At 61.5% G+C, this 20,107-nt stretch carries 18 protein-coding genes and 2 tRNA genes; 1 reads left to right on the top strand and 19 read right to left on the bottom strand.

Annotated elements, in window-relative coordinates; translation table 11 throughout:
• Positions 1 to 134: 134 nt before the first annotated feature.
• The 10 genes from ACRC0P_RS06875 to uvrB form a co-directional block, all read right to left on the bottom strand.
• Positions 135 to 491: a MerR family transcriptional regulator gene (locus tag ACRC0P_RS06875; protein ID WP_438629238.1), complete on the bottom strand. Its 357-nt coding sequence runs from the start codon at positions 489 to 491 to the stop codon at positions 135 to 137.
• Positions 469 to 777: an integration host factor subunit alpha gene (gene ihfA, locus ACRC0P_RS06880; protein WP_183457756.1), complete on the bottom strand. Its 309-nt coding sequence runs from the start codon at positions 775 to 777 to the stop codon at positions 469 to 471. Before ihfA ends, ACRC0P_RS06875 begins: the two co-directional genes overlap by 23 nt.
• Positions 778 to 907: 130 nt before the next feature.
• Positions 908 to 3,307, bottom strand: coding sequence for a phenylalanine--tRNA ligase subunit beta (gene pheT, locus ACRC0P_RS06885; protein WP_438629240.1), 2,400 nt, complete (start codon positions 3,305 to 3,307; stop codon positions 908 to 910).
• 151 nt (positions 3,308 to 3,458) lie between these two features.
• On the bottom strand, positions 3,459 to 4,472 hold the full coding sequence (gene pheS / locus ACRC0P_RS06890) for a phenylalanine--tRNA ligase subunit alpha (protein ID WP_438629242.1): 1,014 nt from the start codon (positions 4,470 to 4,472) through the stop codon (positions 3,459 to 3,461).
• 124 nt (positions 4,473 to 4,596) lie between these two features.
• Complete coding sequence (rplT, locus tag ACRC0P_RS06895; protein WP_438629244.1) at positions 4,597 to 4,956, bottom strand: 50S ribosomal protein L20; 360 nt, start codon at positions 4,954 to 4,956, stop codon at positions 4,597 to 4,599.
• A gap of 36 nt (positions 4,957 to 4,992) precedes the next feature.
• Positions 4,993 to 5,187 carry a 50S ribosomal protein L35 gene (gene rpmI / locus ACRC0P_RS06900; RefSeq protein ID WP_078086020.1) on the bottom strand — a complete coding sequence of 65 codons (195 nt, stop codon included), beginning with the start codon at positions 5,185 to 5,187 and terminating at the stop codon, positions 4,993 to 4,995.
• Positions 5,188 to 5,331: 144 nt separating this feature from the next.
• Positions 5,332 to 5,892: a translation initiation factor IF-3 gene (infC, locus tag ACRC0P_RS06905; RefSeq protein ID WP_438629246.1), complete on the bottom strand. Its 561-nt coding sequence runs from the start codon at positions 5,890 to 5,892 to the stop codon at positions 5,332 to 5,334.
• Entirely contained in the window at positions 5,889 to 7,817 is a 1,929-nt protein-coding gene (gene thrS, locus ACRC0P_RS06910) for a threonine--tRNA ligase (RefSeq protein ID WP_438629248.1), read from the bottom strand. Before thrS ends, infC begins: the two co-directional genes overlap by 4 nt.
• A 79-nt stretch (positions 7,818 to 7,896) precedes the next feature.
• Positions 7,897 to 7,973: transfer RNA gene (locus ACRC0P_RS06915), tRNA-Val, on the bottom strand.
• A 192-nt stretch (positions 7,974 to 8,165) separates the two neighbouring features.
• Positions 8,166 to 10,175, bottom strand: coding sequence for an excinuclease ABC subunit UvrB (gene uvrB, locus ACRC0P_RS06920; protein WP_438629250.1), 2,010 nt, complete (start codon positions 10,173 to 10,175; stop codon positions 8,166 to 8,168).
• Between the two features lie 152 nt (positions 10,176 to 10,327).
• Here uvrB and ACRC0P_RS06925 point away from each other — a divergent pair.
• Positions 10,328 to 10,403: transfer RNA gene (locus tag ACRC0P_RS06925), tRNA-Asn, on the top strand.
• Between the two features lie 119 nt (positions 10,404 to 10,522).
• Here the strand turns inward: ACRC0P_RS06925 and ACRC0P_RS06930 are convergent.
• The 9 genes from ACRC0P_RS06930 to cmk form a co-directional block, all read right to left on the bottom strand.
• Positions 10,523 to 12,481 (bottom strand): polysaccharide biosynthesis protein, encoded by a 1,959-nt coding sequence (locus tag ACRC0P_RS06930; RefSeq protein ID WP_438629252.1) that lies wholly within the window; start codon positions 12,479 to 12,481, stop codon positions 10,523 to 10,525.
• A 59-nt stretch (positions 12,482 to 12,540) separates the two neighbouring features.
• On the bottom strand, positions 12,541 to 13,431 hold the full coding sequence (locus ACRC0P_RS06935; protein WP_438629254.1) for an MraY family glycosyltransferase: 891 nt from the start codon (positions 13,429 to 13,431) through the stop codon (positions 12,541 to 12,543).
• Positions 13,428 to 14,339: an NAD-dependent epimerase/dehydratase family protein gene (locus ACRC0P_RS06940; protein ID WP_438629256.1), complete on the bottom strand. Its 912-nt coding sequence runs from the start codon at positions 14,337 to 14,339 to the stop codon at positions 13,428 to 13,430. Before ACRC0P_RS06940 ends, ACRC0P_RS06935 begins: the two co-directional genes overlap by 4 nt.
• A 182-nt stretch (positions 14,340 to 14,521) precedes the next feature.
• Positions 14,522 to 15,226 carry an orotidine-5'-phosphate decarboxylase gene (pyrF, locus tag ACRC0P_RS06945; RefSeq protein WP_438629258.1) on the bottom strand — a complete coding sequence of 235 codons (705 nt, stop codon included), beginning with the start codon at positions 15,224 to 15,226 and terminating at the stop codon, positions 14,522 to 14,524.
• 75 nt (positions 15,227 to 15,301) lie between these two features.
• Entirely contained in the window at positions 15,302 to 16,492 is a 1,191-nt protein-coding gene (gene lapB, locus ACRC0P_RS06950) for a lipopolysaccharide assembly protein LapB (protein WP_438629260.1), read from the bottom strand.
• 1 nt (position 16,493) lies between these two features.
• Positions 16,494 to 16,802 carry a LapA family protein gene (locus tag ACRC0P_RS06955; RefSeq protein WP_438629262.1) on the bottom strand — a complete coding sequence of 103 codons (309 nt, stop codon included), beginning with the start codon at positions 16,800 to 16,802 and terminating at the stop codon, positions 16,494 to 16,496.
• A gap of 202 nt (positions 16,803 to 17,004) precedes the next feature.
• Positions 17,005 to 17,313: an integration host factor subunit beta gene (gene ihfB / locus ACRC0P_RS06960; protein ID WP_438629264.1), complete on the bottom strand. Its 309-nt coding sequence runs from the start codon at positions 17,311 to 17,313 to the stop codon at positions 17,005 to 17,007.
• 140 nt (positions 17,314 to 17,453) lie between these two features.
• A complete protein-coding gene (gene rpsA, locus ACRC0P_RS06965; protein ID WP_438629266.1) occupies positions 17,454 to 19,133 on the bottom strand; it encodes a 30S ribosomal protein S1 in 1,680 nt (559 codons plus the stop codon).
• A gap of 204 nt (positions 19,134 to 19,337) precedes the next feature.
• Positions 19,338 to 20,021 carry a (d)CMP kinase gene (gene cmk / locus ACRC0P_RS06970; RefSeq protein ID WP_438629268.1) on the bottom strand — a complete coding sequence of 228 codons (684 nt, stop codon included), beginning with the start codon at positions 20,019 to 20,021 and terminating at the stop codon, positions 19,338 to 19,340.
• Between the last annotated feature and the right edge of the window lie 86 nt (positions 20,022 to 20,107).

The raw sequence follows: 20,107 nt of genomic DNA on the forward strand, positions 1-20,107 counted from the left end.
GAGGCAAACCAAACACCCAGAACAACGCTAAGTGATTGATTTTTAAGGGGCATCGCCTTAGCGATGAGGCGCAAATCATACCTAAGTGGCGGCGGATTGCAAGCCCGGATTTGCGCTTTCTGCGGACGCGGAAATCAACTGTCCAGCAGGACCAGTACGCCCTCCAGCTCGGCGATCACCTGGGGCAGCACCTGCTGCAGCTGGACACTCTCCGCCTTCTCGCTGCCCGTCTCCATCTGCAGGCGGGCTCCGCCGATAGTGTAGCCCTCCTCGTACAGCAGCGCGCGGATCTGGCGGATCAGGATCACGTCCTGGTGCTGGTAGTAGCGGCGGTTGCCGCGGCGCTTGACGGGGCTGAGCTGGGGAAATTCCTGTTCCCAGTAGCGCAGTACATGGGGCTTGACTGCGCAGAGCTCACTGACTTCACCAATAGTGAAATAGCGCTTACCCGGGATTGTGGGCAGTTCGCTATTGTTGCTTGCTTCCAGCATGTTCTTCTACTCGTGCCTTGAGTTTCTGTCCCGGCTTGAAAGTCACCACCCGGCGCGCGGAGATGGGGATCTCCTCTCCCGTCTTGGGGTTGCGCCCGGGACGCTGGCTTTTATCCCGCAGGTCAAAGTTGCCGAAGCCGGAGAGTTTGACCTGCTCGTTATTTTCCAGCGCATTGCGGATTTCCTCGAAAAAATATTCGACGATCTCTTTGGCTTCGCGTTTGTTGAAGCCCAGCTCCTCGAACAGTTTTTCGGCAAGCCCGGCTTTGGTCAGTGCCTCTGTCATTGGTTCCTACCAACAAATTCAGAGACGTCCCGGCTCCGGATCGGAAGCGGCCCAAACCGCGGCGGCTTTCAACCCGGTCGCAGACGCTCTCGGGATGCCAAACAACTCGCACCCCAGAGCATAGACCCGGTTAGCGCAAGCTGGCGTTATATTTTTGTTCTAGTAGTCGGACCACCGCATCTACCGCGGCATCGATTTCGTCGTCGTTAAGGGTGCGCGACGAATGCTGAAACGTCAAGCCCATGGCGACACTTTTTCTATTGAAATCAATACCTTTGCCCTGATAGACGTCAAAAATCTTGAGGTCCGTCAAGGTTTCGCCGGCAGTTTCGACGGCGGTTTCCACCAAGCTGGCGGCGGGTACGTCGGCGTCGATCAGCAGGGCCAGGTCGCGGCGCACTTCCGGGAACTTCGATAGCGGGCGGAAGGCCGGCAGGCGGGCCTGACCGAGGGCCTCGAGGCTCAGTTCGAATACGAAGGCGGACTTGGGCAGGTCCAGCTTCTTCTGCAGCTGCGGGTGCAGGGCTCCCACTACGCCGACCTCGGCATCGCCGCGCAGTATCTTCGCGCACTGGCCCGGGTGCAGGGCCGGGTGCTGGCCGGCGACAAAACGGAACTCGCCTTCGGCGCCCTCCCCGGCAACATATTGGGCCAGCAGGGCCTCCACGTCGGCTTTGATGTCGTAGAAATCCACTGCATCCTTGCCGCCGGTCCAGTTCTCGGCGAAGCGGCTGCCGTAGACCAGGCCGGCCAGCATCGGCTCCTGGCGCAGCTCGGTAACGTCATCGCCGCCCGGCACGAAGCGCAGGCCGGACTCAAACAGGCGCACGCGGCTCTGCTGTCGGTTCAGGTTGTACTGCAGCGCCTTGCACAGGCCGGGCACCAGAGAGGTGCGCATCACCGCCAGTTCGGCGCTGATTGGATTCTGCAGGGCCACAGGTTCGGCCTGGGGGTCGAAGAGTGCGGCGGATTCACGGTCGATAAAGCTGAAGGTGATGGCCTCGTTATAGCCGCGCGCCAGCAGTGTCTGCTCCAGAACCTCCCGGGCGATCTCACGCTCCGGCAGCGGCACTATATCCAGCGCGGCAGTGAAGCTCTCGCTGGGAATGCGGTTGTAGCCGTAGACCCGCGCCAGCTCTTCGAGCAGGTCCGCCTCTATGGCGATATCGAAGCGGAAGCTGGGGATGAGGAAGGTCCAGCCCTCGGCGCTTTGGTCGATCTTCTCCAGGCCCAGACGGGTGAGGATGTCGACGATTTCGTCGTCGGCCAGGGCCACGCCCAGACCCTGCTCCACCCGCGCGCGGCGCAGAGTGATATGGCGCTCGGCGGGCATGAGTTCGCTCAGCTCGCGCAGGTGCACCGGGCCCGGTTCGCCACCGACGATTTCCAGCAGCAGTTGGGTGGCGCGCTCAACGGCTTTCTCCTGCAGGCGGTAATCGACACCGCGCTCGAAGCGGTGCGAGGAATCCGTGTGCAGGCCGTAGGAGCGCGCCTTGCCGGCGATGGCCAGCGGGTTGAAGAAGGCGCTCTCGAGGAAGATATCGCGGGTGTCTTTGGTTACCGCGCTATCCCTACCGCCCATGATGCCAGCCATGGCCAGCAGCTTCTGCTCGTCGGCGATCAGCAGGGTGCCGGCCTGCAGTTTGACTTCCTGGCCATCCAGCAGGGTCAGCTCCTCGCCCTGCTCCGCCAGGCGCACCTTGATGCCGCCGCTGAGTTTCTGCAGGTCGAAGGCGTGCATCGGCTGGCCGAGTTCCAGCAACACGTAGTTGGTGACGTCCACCACCGGATCGATTGAGCGCAGGCCGCTGCGACGCAGGCGTTCCTGCATCCACAGCGGGGGCTGCGCATTGATGTCGATATTGCGGATCACCCGGCCCACATAGCGCGGGCAGGCGTCGCCGGCGTGCAGGGAGACCGGCAGGCTGTCGTCGATCTTCGCCGTCACCGGGGCGATCTCAGGGCCCTGTACCGGGCAGCGGTTGAGTACACCCACTTCGCGGGCGATGCCGGCGATGCCGAGGCAATCGGAGCGGTTCGGGGTCAGGTCCACATCGATGGTTTCGTCGTCCAACTGCAGATATTCCCGCAGCGCCTCGCCGGTGGGAGCGTTGTCCGGCAGTTCCCAGATACCGTCACTGTCCTCGCCCAGCTCCAGTTCTGTCTGGGCGCACAGCATGCCGAAGCTCTCGACGCCGCGCAGCTTGGCTTTTTTGATCTTGAAGTCGCCCGGCAGCACAGCGCCCACCAGGGCGAAGGGAATCTTGATGCCGGCGCGGGCGTTGGGGGCGCCGCAGACCACCTGCATCTCGCCATCCGGGTGGCCGGCGACCTTGCACACGCGCAGCTTGTCCGCGTCCGGGTGCTGTTCACAGGCGAGGATCTCGCCCACCACCACGCCGGAAAATTCGCCCGCGACTTTTTCAACGCCATCCACTTCCAGACCGGCCATGGTGATCTGGTCGGCCAGTTCCTGTGCGGTCAGTTGCGGGTTTACCCATTCCCGCAGCCAGGAGTTGCTGAATTTCATAGTGCTGTCTCTTGCTGAATTCTGTTTTGCGCTGTCTGCTCTTTCGCTTTGTAGGAGCGGCCGCGATCAAGGTCAGTGCTGTCGGAAATTCCGATCGCGGCCATGGGCCGCTCCTACGCAAATCCCGAGTCCCGAGTCCGGGTCCCGGGCATTAAAACTGCTTGAGGAAGCGCAGGTCGTTGTCGAAAAACAGGCGCAGGTCGTTGACGCCGTAGCGCAGCATGGCGAGGCGCTCCACGCCCATGCCGAAGGCGAAGCCGGAATAGGTTTCGCTGTCGATATCGCAGGCGGTGAACACATTCGGGTGCACCATGCCGCAGCCCATCACTTCCAGCCAGCCGGTGCCGGAGCAGACGCGGCAGCCCTCGCCGCCACAGCCGGTGCACTGGATGTCCACTTCCGCGGAGGGCTCGGTGAACGGGAAGTAGGACGGCCGGAAGCGCACCGGCACGTCGGCCTCGAAGAAGGCTTTCAGGAACTGGTCCACGCAGCCCTTCAGGTGCGCGAAGCTGACCCTCTTGTCCACTACCAGCCCTTCCACCTGATGGAACATGGGCGAGTGGGTCACGTCGGAATCGCAGCGGTAGACCCGACCCGGGCAGATGATACGAATCGGCGGCGCGGCCTTTTCCATAGTGCGTATCTGCACCGGGGAGGTGTGGGTGCGCAGCACCGTGGCCGGATCGATATAGAAGGTGTCGTGCATCGCCCGCGCCGGGTGGTGCGCGGGAATATTCAGTGCCTCGAAGTTGTGGTAGTCGTCCTCGATCTCCGGCCCCTCTTCCACGGAGAAACCGAGACGCACAAACAGCTCTTCGATGCGGCGCATGGTGCGGGTCACCGGGTGCGCATTACCCTGCTCTTCACCGCGGCCGGGCAAAGTGACGTCGGTGGTTTCTTCCGCCAGCTTGGCGTCAATCGCGGCCTGTTCCAGCTGGCCGCGGCGCGCATTGATCTTTTCCTGCACCTGTTGCTTGGCTTCATTGATCCTGGCACCGGCTGCCGGGCGCTCTTCCGCCGACAGTTTGCCCAGGCTTTTCAGCAGCGCAGTGAGCTGGCCCTTTTTACCCAGGTAGTCCACGCGCACCTGGTCCAGTGCCGCCAGGCCGTCGGCCTGCTCCACCAGCTCCAGTGCCCGCTCGGTGAGGGACTGCAAATCTTGCATCGAACTATTCCCGTTTGAATCCAACTTCGTTTAAAAAATAGCGGAAACTCCATAAAAAAATAGGGAAGGGCCACAACAGCCCTTCCCTATTTTTTGTATTCAGTCTTGCAACTGAAGTGGCAGCTTACGCCGCCAGGGCTGCCTTGGCTTTTTCAACTACGGCAGCAAAAGCGGCTTTGTCGTATACCGCCAGATCGGCCAGAACACGGCGATCCAGGGAGATCTCAGCCTTTTTCAGACCGGCGATCAGGCGGCTGTAACTCAGGCCTTCAGCGCGGGACTGGGCGTTGATACGAGTGATCCACAGAGCGCGGAAGTTGCGCTTTTTAACGCGACGGTCGCGGTAAGCGTACTGGCCGGCTTTGATCACCGCCTGCTTGGCTACGCGGAATACGCGCGAACGCGCACCGTAGTAACCCTTGGCCTGCTTCAGAATTTTCTTGTGACGACGACGCGCCTCTACACCACGTTTAACACGGGCCATAACTCTATCCTCTTAAACCTGTTTGCGATGGGCCAATTACTTGGCGCGCAGCATACGATCGACCAGGGTGGCATCAGACTTGTTCATGGTCTGGGTGCCGCGCAGCTGACGCTTGCGCTTGGTGGTCATCTTGGTGAGGATGTGGCTCTTGTTGGCGTGCTTGTGCTTGTAGCCCGCAGCCGTCTTCTTGAAGCGCTTGGCGGCGCCACTGTGTACTTTTGCTTTCGGCATTTTGTACTCCAAAGTAATTGTGCGCCTGTGGTCAGGCACCTAGTGTAAAAACCGCCGGCAAATACCAGCGGCATTGTGAGAGTGAGGAGGCAGCCGTCGCCCAATCACTTCTCCGAGCAGGTCCGGGAATGACTTCCCGGGGCCTTACTTCTTCTTTTTGCTGGGGGCAATCACCATAATCATCTGGCGGCCTTCCATTTTCGGCCGCTGCTCCACGGTACCCAGCTCTTCCAGGTCTTTCTCGATGCGCTGCATCATTTCCATACCCAGCTCCTGGTGCGCCATTTCCCGGCCGCGGAAGCGCAGGGAAATCTTGGCCTTGTCCCCCGCCTCCAGGAAGCGGGTCAGGTTGCGCAGCTTGATCTGGTAGTCGCCGATATCGGTACCGGGACGAAACTTCATTTCTTTGATCTGCTGCTGCTTCTGTTTCTTCTTGGCAGCATTTTTGGCCTTTTTGGCCTCAAAAATGTGCTTTCCGTAGTCCATGATTTTACAGACTATCGGATCGGAGTCCGGCGCAATTTCAACGAGATCCAGATTGACCTTCTGCGCGGCCTCCAGGGCATCTTCCAGGGTGACAATGCCCACCTGCTCGCCGTCGGCTCCAATCAGGCGCAGCTCTGACGCCTCAATCTGATCATTAATGCGGGCCTTTTTGGACCGTCCCTTGCTGCTGTCTCGTTTAATAACTATCGTCTCCGTCAATTTTCAGAAATAGACAAACGGCCGCGGCGATCCACGTCCCGGTCGAGGATCTCTAGGAATGACTCAAAAGTCATGGTCCCAAGGTCCTCACCGCTGCGTGTGCGCACGGCGACCGTTTGGCTCTCCACTTCCTTATCGCCGATCACCAGCAGATAAGGGACACGCTGTAGCGTGTGCTCGCGGATTTTAAAGCCGATCTTCTCGTTTCTCAAGTCGGCCGAGGCACGATATTGCAAAGCAGCGAGACGGGCCTCCAGTTCGCGACAGTATCCGGCCTGCCGGTCAGTGATATTCAGCACCGCAACCTGCTGGGGCGCCAGCCAGGCGGGGAAAGCGCCCTCATAGTGCTCGATCAGGATACCGATAAAGCGCTCGAAGGAGCCCAGCGCCGCCCGATGCAACATCACCGGGGTCTGGCGGGAGCCGTCTTCCGCCACATACTGGGCGTCCAGGCGGCCCGGCATGGAGAAATCCACCTGGATGGTGCCGCATTGCCACACCCGGCCCAGGCAGTCCTTCAGAGAGAACTCGATCTTGGGGCCGTAGAAGGCGCCCTCTCCCGGCAGTTCCTCCCAGGGCAGACCGGCGGCGTCCAGGGCCTGGGCCAGAGCCTTTTCCGCCTTGTCCCAGCTCTCGTCGGAGCCCACCCGCTGTTCCGGGCGGGTGGACAGGCGGTAAATCACCTCTTCGAAACCGAAGTCCCGGTATACCGAGTGCAGCAGGTCCATGAAATCGGACACTTCCGACTGAATCTGCTCTTCGGTACAGAATATATGGCCGTCATCCTGCACGAAGCCGCGAACGCGCATCAGCCCGTGCAGGGAACCGGAGGGCTCACTGCGATGGCAGGAGCCGAATTCCGCCAGGCGCAGGGGCAGGTCGCGGTAGCTGCGCAGGCCCTGGTTGAACACCTGCACGTGACAGGGGCAGTTCATCGGCTTGATCGCGAACTGGCGCTCCTCACTGGTGAGGGTGAACATGTCGTCGCCGAACTTGTCCGCGTGGCCGGATTTGCGCCATAGAGAGAAATCCACCAGTTGCGGGGTCTTGATCTCCTTGTAGCCATACTCGCGCTGGCGACGGCGCATGTACTGCTCGATGGTGCTGTAGACAGTCCAGCCGTTCGGGTGCCAGAACACCATGCCCGGCGCCTCTTCCTGGATATGGAAGAGATCGTATTTCTTCGCCAGCTTGCGGTGGTCGCGCTTCTCCGCCTCCTCAATGCGGTGCAGGTAGGCCTTCAGGTCTTTCCTGTTGGCCCAGGCGGTGCCGTAGACGCGGGTGAGCATCTCGTTGCTGGCGTCGCCGCGCCAGTAGGCGCCGGCTACCTTGGTCAGCTTGAAGGCTTTCAGTTTGCCGGTGGACGGCACGTGCGGGCCGCGGCACAGGTCCTCGAAATCGCCCTGGCGATACAGGGAGATGTCTTCGTCACTGGGAATATCGGCGATGATCTTCGCTTTATATTCCTCACCCATTTCTCGGAAGTACTCGACCGCCTCGTTCCGCGGCATCAGGCGGCGACTGACCGGAATATCTTCCTTGGCCAGTTCCTCCATCCGCTTCTCGATTTTTTCCAGATCTTCCGGCGTAAACTGGCGCTCGTAGGCGAAATCGTAATAGAAGCCGTCCTCGATCACCGGGCCGATGGTGACCTGTGCAGTGGGGTACAGTTGCTTCACCGCCTGGGCCAGCAGGTGCGCGGTGGAGTGACGGATAACCTCCAGCCCCTCCGGCTGGCGGTCGGTAATGATTGCCAGTTCCGCGTCGCGGTCGATCACATAGCTGGTGTCGACCTCTTTACCGTCCACCACACCGGCGAGCGCGGCCTTAGCCAGGCCGGGGCCGATATCGGCGGCGACGTCGTGTACGGAAACGGGCTTGGAGAATTCGCGACGGGAGCCGTCGGGGAGAGTGACAACGGGCATTGTACTTCCTTTCTATCAGTGGCCGCCCCTACCAAAGGCAGCGTGATCCCGGCGGAAGGCCGGGCACAAAAAATAATGATGGTAGACCCGAGCGGACTTGAACCGCTGACCTCTGCCATGTCAAGGCAGCGCTCTAACCAACTGAGCTACGGGTCTAAATCTTGCAACCCGGGAACCCCGTGCTGCGAAGAGCGCGAACTTTAGCATCGGATTTTTGGGTTTTCAACAACTTAGTGGGAGTGGCAACCGGAGGGTCCGATCGCGGCCATGGGCCGCTCCTACAGGGGCCTTCGGCCCTGCCCCCTCCCCCAGCCCCCTCTCCCGCCAGCGGGAGAGGGGAGCCATCAGCTACGGCTCTTCCTTCAGGCGGGTGATTTCGTCGCGGAGTTTGGCGGCAGCTTCGAATTCCAGGTTCTTGGCATGTCCGTACATCTGCTCCTCCAGTTCCTCGATACGCGCCCAGCGCTGCTGATCGGTGAGCGGCTTGCGGTCCACCTTGTAGGCGCCCTTCCCTTCCGCCACCTTGCGGCGACCACGCGCCGGCACGCCGGGGGCGACGGCGCCTTCCATGATGTCCGCCACGCTCTTGCGAATGCCCTGGGGGGTAATGCCGTGGTCGGCGTTGAACTCCAGTTGCTTCAGCCGCCGCCGCTCCGTCTCCTCCAGCGCGCGCTTCATGGAGTCGGTGACCCTGTCCGCGTAGAGAATGGCCCGCCCATGCAGGTTGCGCGCGGCGCGGCCGATGGTCTGAATCAGGGAGCGGTCGGAGCGCAGGAAGCCCTCCTTGTCCGCATCGAAGATGGCCACCAGCGCCACTTCCGGCATATCCAGCCCCTCGCGCAGCAGGTTGATCCCCACCAGTACGTCGAACTCGCCGATGCGCAGGTCGCGGATAATCTCCACCCGCTCCACCGTATCGATATCCGAGTGCAGATAGCGCACGCGTATACCGCTTTCGTCCAGGTACTCGGTAAGGTCCTCCGCCATGCGCTTGGTGAGCACTGTAATGAGTACTCGCTGGTCCGCATCCGTACAGCGATGGATTTCCGAGAGGACATCGTCCACCTGGGTCGACGCGGGGCGAATCTCCACTTGCGGGTCCACCAGGCCGGTGGGGCGCACCACCTGCTCCACCACCTGACCGGCGTGCTCCGCTTCGTAGGGACCAGGAGTGGCGGAGACGAAGATAGCCTGCGGCGCCAGCTGTTCCCACTCCTCGAACTTGAGCGGGCGGTTGTCCAGCGCCGAGGGCAGGCGGAATCCGTATTCCACCAGCGTCTCCTTGCGCGAGCGGTCGCCGCGGTACATACCGCCGATCTGCGGCACGGTGACGTGGCTCTCGTCGATAAACAGCAGCGCGTCGTCGGGCAGGTAATCGAACAGCGTGGGCGGCGGCTGGCCGGGACCCCGACCGGACAGATAGCGGGAGTAGTTCTCCACTCCGTTGCAATAACCCAGCTCCTGCATCATCTCCAGGTCGTACTTGGTGCGCTGCTCCAGGCGCTGGGCCTCCAGCAGCTTGCCGTTGTCGCGCAGTTGCTTGAGGCGCTCGCGCAGCTCCTCCTTGATCTGGTCGATGGCGCTGACGATGGTCTCCCTCGGGGTCACGTAATGGGACTTGGGGAAGATGGTCACCCGCGGCACCTTTTTCAGCATCTCGCCGGTGAGCGGATCGAACAGCGTGATCTCCTCGATCTCCTCGTCGAACAGGGACAGGCGCACCGCCTCCATATCCGAATCCGCCGGATAGATGTCGATCACGTCGCCGCGCACCCGGTAGGTGGCGCGGCGGAAGTCGGTGTCGTTGCGGGTGTACTGGAGTTCCGCCAGGCGGCGCAGGATGGTGCGCTGATCCACCAGGTCGCCGCGATCCAGGTGCAGCACCATCTTCAGGTACTTGTCCGGGTCCCCAAGGCCATAAATGGCGGACACAGTGGCCACCACAATCACATCGCGACGCTCGATCAGCGCCTTGGTGGCGGACAGGCGCATCTGCTCGATATGCTCATTGACCGAGGCGTCCTTCTCGATAAAAGTGTCCGAGGAAGGAACATAGGCTTCCGGCTGGTAGTAGTCGTAATAGGAGACGAAGTACTCCACCGAGTTCTTGGGGAAAAACTCTCTGAACTCCCCGTACAACTGCGCCGCCAGGGTCTTGTTATGGGCCATTACAATGGCCGGCCGCTGTACCCGCTCGACGATGTTGGCCATAGTGAAGGTCTTGCCGGAGCCGGTCACACCCAGCAGGGTCTGGTGGCTCAGGCCGTCTTCCACCCCCCCTACCAACGCCTCTATCGCGGCGGGCTGGTCACCCGCCGGGCTGTAATTGCACACCACTTGAAACGGACGCGATTCCATAGTCTCCACCATTCTCCGGGCCGGTTCAGGATTGTAGGCACGGATATAAACGCTGACAAATCAATTAGTTAAAGCGAAAAAAAAGGGGTTGACCTACACCGGGGCCGTCTATAAGATACGCGCCATCTGAACGGCACTGACCGCAAAGATATTCCGCCTTAGCTCAGTTGGTAGAGCAAATGACTGTTAATCATTGGGTCGCTGGTTCGAGCCCAGCAGGCGGAGCCAAACAGCAATAGCAGCAATAGAAAAGGGCCGCAGAGATGCGGCCCTTTTTTATTTTCGGCCAGTAAATTTTTTTTACCAATACCGGCCGGACACCTGGCCCGGCCCGCATTCAGGAATCGCTAGCCGGCCGTCCTGTCCTCCGACACCGGCAGCCGCTTCACTTGTGCCGGACCCGCACTGCGCACAGGTCCCTGCAGCCGCTGCTGATTCCAGACGGCGTCCACCAGGCTGTGCTTGGGCAGGTAATCCTTGACCGCCTCGGTCAGGGCGCGATGCACCCCCTCGCAGTCGTGGCGACTGCAGGCGTCGCGCAGTTCCCCCAGCAGGATTTGCAGCCGCTCACTGGAGAGCCGCTCCTCCTCCGCGCGCATAATCATCGGGTGGTCGGTGCCCGAAACCTTGTCCCCCAGCAGCAACTCCTCGTAGAGCTTCTCTCCCGGCCTCAGGCCGCTGATCTGGATCTCGATGTCGCCGTCGGGGTTTTCCTCGTCACGTACCGTGTGTCCCATGATGTGAATCAGCCGCCGGGCCAGGTCGAAGATACGCACCGGTTCCCCCATATCCAGCACGAACACCTCGCCATTGCGTCCCATACTGCCGGCCTGCAACACCAACTGGGCAGCTTCCGGTATGGTCATGAAATAGCGGGTGACCTTGGGGTGGGTCACGGTGACCGGACCGCCGGCGTTGATCTGGTCGGTGAACAGCGGGATCACCGAGCCGGAAGAGCCCAGCACATTGCCAAAGCGCACCATGCACACCCGGGTCTTGCCGAAACGGCGACCGAAATCCTGACAGATGAGCTCGGCCAGGCGCTTGGTGGCCCCCATCACATTGGTGGGGCGCACCGCCTTGTCGGTGGAAATCAACACAAACTGCTCAACCCCGAAAGCCTCCGCCGCTTCCAACACCGAGAGAGTGCCGAGCACGTTGTTGTCCGCACCCAGTATCATATTCTGCTCCACCAGCGGTACGTGCTTGTAGGCCGCGGCGTGATAAATGGTCTGCACCCCGAAGGCCTGGATAATCTCTGCCATGCGCGCCCGATCGCGCACATCCCCCAAGAGCACGGTCACCGGCACCTGCAGCCCTTCATCCTGCTGCTGCTGACAGAGTTCCCGCTCTATCTGGTAGAGGGCGTATTCGGAAGCTTCCACCATCACCAGTTGCCTGGGGCCCCATTGCACTATCTGGCGGCAGAGTTCCGAGCCGATGGAGCCGCCCGCCCCGGTAACCAAAACCACTTTGCCGCTGATGGACTCGGCAATCAGGGATTTCTGCGGCTCCACCGGTGCGCGACCGAGAACATTCTCGTAGATCTGAGACAAATCGGAGGTGCGCCCGGCGCTGTCCACCAGCTCCTCAAGCCCGGGAATCACTTTCACCACCAGCCCCTGCTCGCGCAGGCTGCGGGTGATCTCCCGGCGGCGGCGCTTGGGGACCCCGGGCATCGCCAGCAGCACCTCGGTAATATCCCGCTCGGCGACGATGTCGAGAATATTGGCCGGGTTGTACACCAACACACCGTCGATCAGGGTGTTTTGTTTGGAGGCGTTGTCATCAAAAAAGGCGACCGGCTTGTAGATTTCGCCGTGCACCAGCGCCTTGTAGAGCTGCAGGCCGGCCGTGCCGGCGCCATAGATAGCCACCCGGTTCTTGTGGATCTCCAACGCCATCTGGTAGTAGATACGCACCAGCCAGCGGGAACCACCTACTGCAATGAGCGCGAAACACCAGTAGATCACCGGAACCGAACGGGGAACCCCCGCATAGGTGAGATAGGAAGCCACCGCCAGCACAACCGCCGACGCAGTGACCCCCTGCAGAACAGCCACAATGGCCTGCTGGCCCATATAGCGGATCACTGTGCGGTAGAGCCCCAGGCGCATGAAAATAAAACTGCTGGAACCCAGAGTCAGCCCCAGGCAGATCAACATCTCCATTTCCAGGACCGGCGACAGGTTGTTGACCCGAATCGTCATGGCCACGAAAAATGCGCCTGCCAGTGCCAGCAGATCGTACAACAGCATCAAAGCCGGCTTGTAGTGTTTCTGAGTTGTGCGTAAGACGCGTTTCACTCCACCCCCTAAATTTTTATTTCCTTGTCGCCACCATACCCCTGAATCGCGGCGGCCGATCAACCCAGACCGAACAGCATCAACGCCAGCGCCAATACAGATGCGGACAGCATAAATCCCAGTTGCCGGTACAGAGTTCTCTTTACCCCAATACGTAACACGCTGCGCTGGTAAAAATGTTCCCGGTGCGCTTCCCACCAGCGTTTACCCGCTGCCATGCGACGCAGCAATGTCACGGTGGCATCCAGCCAGAAGGGCGCAAACACCACAACAGGTACCAACGGGCCGAAAGCCCCCCGCTGCCAGCCGAACAGGCTGACCGCCACCGCCGCCAGACCGATGGTAGTGGAACCGGCGTCGCCCAGGAAAATATTTGCCGGAGGCCAGTTGTGGCGCAGGAACACCAGGGCGGTAACTACCAGCAGGGCACAGACGCCCGCCAGGTCTCCATGCCCCCTCCATGCACAGATCAACCCCAGGGTGGCGAAACCCATGGCTGTCATACTGCCGGCCAGGCCGTCCATGCCGTCCATAAAGTTGTACAGGTTGATCGTCCACACCCCAGCGACCAGCAGTAGCGGATACCACCACCAAGCCAGCGGCTGCGGCAGGCCGACCACCACCAGCGCCACCGCCAGCAGGTGTACCGGCAGGCGAACCCGGGCGGAGACATGGCGCAGATCATCCAGCGCCGACACCGCCAACAGCAATCCGAACCCGGTAAATGCCGATATTGGCAGTACCGCCGGGCTCAACATCAGCGCCAGCGCGCAGCCGGCCAGCAAAGCCCAGCCGCCGGTGCGGGGCACCGGCGCCTCATGCAGGGAACGGTGATTGGGCAGATCCAGGGCCAGTTCGCGCATACGCGACAGCAATAGCGCCATCACCCCGTAGCTTACCGCCGCCGCCAGCGGCACCAGGAAGAGCCAGCTTCCGACCAAACCGCTCACGAAACACCCCGTAAAAATTCGCTGTATCGCCCCTCGGCCCGCCAGGGCAGCATGCTGCGCAAACGGGCGGCACTGTAGAGTTCGCTCTGCTCCAGTTCGAGCAGCTTGTGCGCAATAGGCAGCCTGCGCAGGGGACGCACCGGCGCCAGCAGCAGCCGTGTGAGCCAGTTGCAGGCCCGGGTCCGCGCACCGCTGGCGGCGGAGGCGATGGCCGCCAGATCGTAAAAGCGCGGTTCCGCGGCAATAAATGTCTCCCGGTCGCAATTGGCCGCCTCCGCCACCAGTGCGATGGCCGCCAGCAGATCCGCCAGGCTGACAAAACTGCGGCAACCGCTGGCGGGCAGGGGCGCGAGGCGCCCCCAGGTGCGCAGCAGACCGCGCCAACGCTGCGCGCGCCCGGCGGCTGAATCACCACCGTAAACGGAGGCCGGGCGGATCAGGTTGAGTCTGCAGCGCACCGGCTCCGCGAGTAATTGCCGCTCCCCCAGCCACTTGCTGCGACCATAGACATCCGCCGCCGGAGTCCCGCTGTCCTCATTTGCCAGGACCCCCGCCGGCGGACGCAGTGCCTTGACGCTGGAAAGGTATACAAATGACTCTGCGCCAGCGCTGTCAGCGGCGCGCAGCAGCACTACCGGACAATCGCTGTTGAGCCAGCGCGCCAGTTGTGGGTTTCGCTCGCAGTCAGCGCGCCCGGCCAGGCCCGCGGCGTATACAACCCGGTCCCCCGAACGGAAGAGCCTGGATAAATCGTTTTCAGGGAACAGCGCGAAGGAGAGATGTTCACAACCCTCGGGGCCGCGAGGGGCGCGGGAGACGGACAGCACCTGCTGCCCGACCGATACCAGGTGGCGGCACAGAGCTCTGCCGATAGCTCCAGTGCCGCCAATTACCACCCAACGCGCCATCCGTCTTTTCCGTGTGTTCTCTTGCCGCAACGATAACCGGTGGCGCTCCCCGGCGCTGCCGACTGCGCACGAATCCTGTGCCAACCGGGCCAGCGGGGGTTACCACCGCGGCACACTCTAGCAGTTTATTTCCCGTTTGTGGGCGCAATCGCATTACACGCCATTACACAACTGGTTGATTTTTAACCGATTCCATCAAGAATCTCTCCCAGCGCGACCGCGGGCTCTGCCGCTGTGGTGATCGGGCGCCCGATCACCAGGTAATCGGCACCCCACTCCAGAGCCTGCTCCGGTGTGACGATGCGCCTCTGGTCGTCGGCCGCGGAACCGCTCGGGCGTATCCCCGGCGTCACCAGGACAAAATCATCGCCGCAAGCCGCGCGCAGTAACTGGGCCTCGCGCGCGGAGCAGACCACGCCGTCCAATCCACTGCGCTGGGCCAGCTCTGCCAGTGCCAGCACCTGGTCTTGCAACGGCCGTGCCACACCGGTTTCCGCCAGCTCCTCCGGGGCGGTACTGGTCAACACCGTAACAGCGATCAACAGCGGCCTGCGCTCGCCGAACTCCTCCAGCGCCTTCGCCGCGGTGCGCATCATACGGCTGCCGCCGCTGGCGTGTACGTTGACCATCCACACGCCCAGCTCCGCCGCAGCCCTGACCGCGGCGGCGACGGTGTTAGGGATATCGTGAAACTTGAGGTCCAGAAAGACCTGGAAGCCCCGCGCCACCAGCTCCCCGACCAACTGCGGCCCGGCGGCGGTAAACAGCTCCTTGCCCACCTTGACGCGACAGAGTTGCGGGTCCAATCGATCCGCCATTGCCAGCGCCGCATCGGCGTTATCGTAGTCCAGGGCGACGATTACTGGAGAAGAAACACGTGTTTGCAAAAAATACCTCTCTCTCAATGGTGCGCACGGCGCACCCTACACATTGATCATTGGTAACTGTTCATTGATCACTGATTATTCCCCCTCTACGCCCTTGACCGAGCGCACCGAATCCCAGTGCTTGCAACTGGGGCACAGCCAGTGCAACTGGTTGCCGGAAAAACCGCAATTACTGCAGCGGTAGTGGGGGCGGCTGGCGATCAACTGGTCAATCAGGGTTTTCAGCAGGGAAAGATTCTCACGCGCACGCCCCTGAGTACTGTCGATATGCAGGTCGAGGAAGTGCCCCAGGCCGCGCAGCGACGGGCGCAGTGCCAACTGCTTACCCATAAAGGCGGCCGCAGCCGCCTCGCTCTGCCGCTGGTGGATTCGCTCGGTCAGGGCGATCAGCACGCTGTTGGAGGGGTGTTCGCGCAGCAGGGTCTCCAGGTATTTATCGAGCCCCTTCTCGTCGCCCACTTCGCTGTAGCAGGTGATCAGCAGATCGAGGGTTTCGGGAATATAGTCCGGACTCTGCCGCGGGATCCGCTGCAATACCCTGATGGCTTCCTGCGGCCGGTTGAGCAGGTGTTCCAGCCGGCCCCAGAGCAGGTTCGCGCGCACTGAACTGCGGTGGTAGCCCAGTGCCGCGTCGATATGCTTGCGCGCGCTGAGGTAGTCTTTGCCATTGATCGCCTCTTCCGCCAGCTCGCAGCAGAAGTGGGCCTGGACCGGTGCCCACTCGGACGACAGTCGCTTGAAGCGCCGCCCGTGCAACAGGTTGACCGCGTGAATCGCCTTGGCCCACTCACGCTCGTCCCGGTACACCTCCACCAGGTGCTCGAGGCTGGTATTGCGGAGCTCCGCTGAAGTCTCCACCAGTTCCTGCAGTAGGCGCTCGGCCCTGTCCAGCCAGCCGGCGGCAATATAGTCCCGGGCCAGTTCCAACTGCGCCTTCTGCTGGCTGGTCCGGGACAAACTGGGGCGCGCCAGCAGGTTCTGGTGCACGCGGATGGCCTGGTCGTGCTCACCGCGCTTGCGCAACAGATTGCCCAGGGCCAGATGGGTGTCGAAGGTGGCGCTGCTGACTTCCAGCGAGTCGATGAATTTGTCGATAGCGTCGTCGGGGCGCTCGCTGAGCAGGTAGTTGAGCCCCTGGGCATAGGAGCGCGCCAGGGCCTGCTGCTTGTCGCCGCAGTCCGCTTTCTTCCTGATACTCCTGCGCCCCAACAGCCAGCCAATGGCAATGGCGGCGAGGAGAAAAAAGAAAAAGGCTAGATCGGCCAAGTCAGCCTCCGGACACCTGGCGGCGTACCGTGTGGAGTTCCCGTTCCAGGCGCTGCATTTGGCGCTCCAGCCCCTGCGCGCGGCGGCGCTCCGCATGCAAAGGCAGCAGGCCGACGATAAACCCCAGCAGCACCCCGAACAACAGGAAAGCGATCAGCCAGAAACCCACACTGCCGGAGCGCAGCGTGTAGCCCCCGAGGCTGGGCGAGATGGTGTCGGGATTGTCCACCGCAAAGTAGATCCCGATGGCGATACACAGGAGGGCGAGCAACCCGTAGAAGAGACGCAACAGCCAGCGCAGGAATGACAAGGGAACCTCCATCTTCCGGAAGGTAAATAATACCTGAATCCGTAACTTCATGACGGCGCAGAGCATAAGCTCTTGACGCCACAGCGAATTTTCCTCAGTCGGTCGTAATCCCGGATACGCCACTCCTTCGGAAAATCCACTGTGACGCCAATATCTTGCACTCTGCATCCGCCCTGAAGTCACGGATTCAGGTAGTAGTTAATCATACTTGGCCTACCGCCTCATCGCGCATGCGCCGATTGACTCTGTCGCGCAGTTCCTTACCCGGCTTGAAGTGGGGCACGTATTTGCCCGCCAGCGCCACTGCGTCTCCCGTCTTCGGGTTGCGGCCGGTACGCGGAGCGCGATAGTGCAGGGAAAAGCTGCCAAAACCGCGAATCTCGATGCGCTCTCCGCGCGCGAGAACCTCCGACATAGAATCCAACATCACCTTTACCGCCAGCTCCACGTCTTTCACCGGCAGCTGATCCAACCTCAACGCAATCCTTTCGATCAGTTCGGATTTGGTCATGCGCCCTGTCGCCTTCTGTAAGTCATTGATTATTCTAGAGTAGAGCGGCAATCATCTAATAGAAAGCCGGACTGGGCAACCCCGGTCCGGCTTTCGGGTTGCCCCGGACAATCGATCCGGGGCCTTGATAACAAAGAAAGTTACTCTTTGTTGTTCATCTGCGCCTTGATCAGGTCACCGATGGTGGCCGGCTGCATCTGCTCGGCCTGCTTCTTGCTGTGATCCTTGACCGCCTGCTTCTCGTCGTCCTGGTCCTTGGCCTTGATGGACAGGCTGATCACGCGGTTCTTGCGATCCACGCTGGTGATCTTGGCTTCCACTTCCTCGCCTTCCTTCAGCGCGTTACGGGCATCTTCCACCTTGTCGCGGCTGATTTCAGAGGCACGCAGAACACCTTCCACTTCGCCCGCCAGGGTGATGACCGCCTGCTTGGCGTCCACTTCCTTCACGGTACCGGTCACGATGCTGCCACGGTCATTGGTGGTCACGTAGTCGGAGAAGGGATCGGATTCCAGTTGCTTGATGCCCAGGGAGATGCGCTCACGGTCGGAATCGATACCCAGGATAACAGTCTCGATTTCATCGCCCTTCTTGAACTTGCGCACGGCTTCTTCGCCAGCTTCGTTCCAGGAGATGTCGGACAGGTGTACCAGGCCGTCGATGCTGCCGTCCAGGCCGATAAAGATACCGAAATCAGTGATGGACTTGATCTTGCCGGAGATCTTGTCGCCCTTGGCGTGCTTGCGCGCGAAGGCATCCCAGGGGTTTTCCTGGCACTGCTTGATACCCAGGGAGATACGGCGGCGCTCTTCGTCGATGTCCAGAATCATCACTTCGACCTCGTCGCCAACGTTGACAACTTTGGACGGGTGGATGTTCTTGTTGGTCCAGTCCATCTCGGAGACGTGCACCAGGCCTTCGACGCCCTCTTCCAGCTCGGCAAAGCAGCCGTAGTCGGTGAGGTTGGTCACCACAGCCTTCACGCGGCTGTTTTCCGGATAGCGCTGCTTGATGGATACCCAGGGGTCTTCGCCCAGCTGCTTCAGGCCCAGGGATACGCGCTGGCGCTCGCGGTCGAACTTGAGGACTTTCACGTCGATCTCGTCGCCGACATTCACGATCTCGCTCGGATGCTTGATGCGCTTCCAGGCCATGTCGGTGATGTGCAGCAGGCCGTCGATACCGCCCAGGTCCACAAAGGCGCCGTAGTCGGTCAGGTTCTTCACGATACCCTTGACGGTCATGCCTTCCTGCAGGCTGGCCAGCAGCGCTTCGCGCTCTTCGCTGTTCGCCGCTTCCATAACCGCGCGGCGGGACACCACCACGTTGTTGCGCTTGGCATCCAGTTTGATGACTTTGAACTCGAGCTCTTTGCCTTCCAGGTGCGCGGTGTCGCGAACCGGACGCACATCTACCAGAGAGCCGGGCAGGAATGCGCGGATATTGGCCACATCGACGGTGAAGCCGCCCTTGACCTTGCCGCTGATGACACCCTTGACCACTTCGTCGGCAGCGTGGGCCGCGTCGAGGATCTTCCAGGCTTCGGCGCGCTTGGCCTTCTCGCGGGACAGGCGGGTTTCACCGAAACCGTCTTCCACCGCTTCCAGGGCCACCTGGACTTCGTCGCCCACCTGCAACTCGATCTCGCCCCTGTCGTTCATGAACTGGGCGGAGGGAATAACGCCTTCGGACTTCAGGCCGGCGTGCACAGTCACCCAGTCCTTGTCCACGTCGATCACCACACCGGTCACGATGGAACCGGGGGCCATTTCTACGCTCTTCAGGCTCTCTTCGAAAAGTTCAGCAAAGCTTTCGCTCATTACATTACCTATATAGTCGGGCCCGACCGATGATGACTCGAAACCTTAGCCTGCGGCTTAAAGCCACTGGCTAAGGTTTTCAGTTTAGTCAACCACCAGTCCGAACCCCACCGCGCTGCCAGCACGCGGGTCGGATTACAACAACGGCCGGGCGATTCTGGCTGATCCCGGCCGCTGTCGTTGAAAATTCTGTCTGTCGTAGCCCTATGTGCGTTCGCGCACCAGCTGTAGCACCCGCTGCAGGACGCCGTCGATATCGATGCCCGTGCTGTCCAGCTCCACCGCGTCTTCCGCGGGAGCTAAAGGAGAAGCGGCGCGGTTTGTATCGCGCGCATCGCGGGCGCGGATGTCCTCCAGCAGGTCGCGGAGGCTAACAGAAACCCCCTTCTCCCGCAACTGTGCGAAGCGCCGTCGGGCGCGCTCCTCGGCGCTGGCGGTGAGGAATATCTTGACCGGGGCATCGGGAAATACCGTGGTGCCCATATCCCGCCCGTCCGCCACCAGCCCGGGGGGCTGGCGGAAGTCCCGCTGGCGCTGCAACAGCGCGGCGCGCACCCCCGGCATGGCCGCAACTCTGGAGGCGGCCATACTGACCCGCTCCCCGCGGATATCGTCGGTCACGTCCCGCCCCTCCAGAAGGGCCGCGGTTTCGCCATCGCGCAGTTCGAAGCGGATATCCAGCCCGTCGGCAATCTCGGTGAGGGTGGCGTCGTCGCTCAGGTCCGTCTCGCGTTCCAGTGCCGCCAGCGCGGTGAGGCGGTAGAGGGCGCCGGAATCCAGCAGCGTGTAGCCCAACTTCTCTGCCAACAGCTTGGCGATGGTGCCCTTGCCGGAGCCGCTGGGGCCGTCGATGGTGATTACCGGAGGCTGGTTGTCTGTTTCGCTCATAGTCTGATTTACGTAATTCTCTGTCTTCTGTAGGAGCGGCCCATGGCCGCGATCAATCTTCCCGACTTACCTGGAATCCGATCGCG

Source organism: Microbulbifer sp., assembly GCF_051659245.1.
In the GTDB taxonomy this organism is placed as follows: Bacteria; Pseudomonadota; Gammaproteobacteria; order Pseudomonadales; family Cellvibrionaceae; genus Microbulbifer.

Coding starts and splice junctions, on each gene's coding strand:
- rpmI (WP_078086020.1), bottom strand. CDS start 5,187: ATGCCGAAAGCAAAAGTACACAGTGGCGCCGCCAAGCGCTTCAAGAAG.
- ACRC0P_RS06940 (WP_438629256.1), bottom strand. CDS start 14,339: ATGGCGCGTTGGGTGGTAATTGGCGGCACTGGAGCTATCGGCAGAGCT.
- ihfB (WP_438629264.1), bottom strand. CDS start 17,313: ATGACCAAATCCGAACTGATCGAAAGGATTGCGTTGAGGTTGGATCAG.
- uvrB (WP_438629250.1), bottom strand. CDS start 10,175: ATGGAATCGCGTCCGTTTCAAGTGGTGTGCAATTACAGCCCGGCGGGT.
- pheS (WP_438629242.1), bottom strand. CDS start 4,472: ATGCAAGATTTGCAGTCCCTCACCGAGCGGGCACTGGAGCTGGTGGAG.
- ACRC0P_RS06875 (WP_438629238.1), bottom strand. CDS start 491: ATGCTGGAAGCAAGCAACAATAGCGAACTGCCCACAATCCCGGGTAAG.
- rplT (WP_438629244.1), bottom strand. CDS start 4,956: ATGGCCCGTGTTAAACGTGGTGTAGAGGCGCGTCGTCGTCACAAGAAA.
- pheT (WP_438629240.1), bottom strand. CDS start 3,307: ATGAAATTCAGCAACTCCTGGCTGCGGGAATGGGTAAACCCGCAACTG.
- ihfA (WP_183457756.1), bottom strand. CDS start 777: ATGACAGAGGCACTGACCAAAGCCGGGCTTGCCGAAAAACTGTTCGAG.
- thrS (WP_438629248.1), bottom strand. CDS start 7,817: ATGCCCGTTGTCACTCTCCCCGACGGCTCCCGTCGCGAATTCTCCAAG.
- cmk (WP_438629268.1), bottom strand. CDS start 20,021: ATGAGCGAAACAGACAACCAGCCTCCGGTAATCACCATCGACGGCCCC.
- rpsA (WP_438629266.1), bottom strand. CDS start 19,133: ATGAGCGAAAGCTTTGCTGAACTTTTCGAAGAGAGCCTGAAGAGCGTA.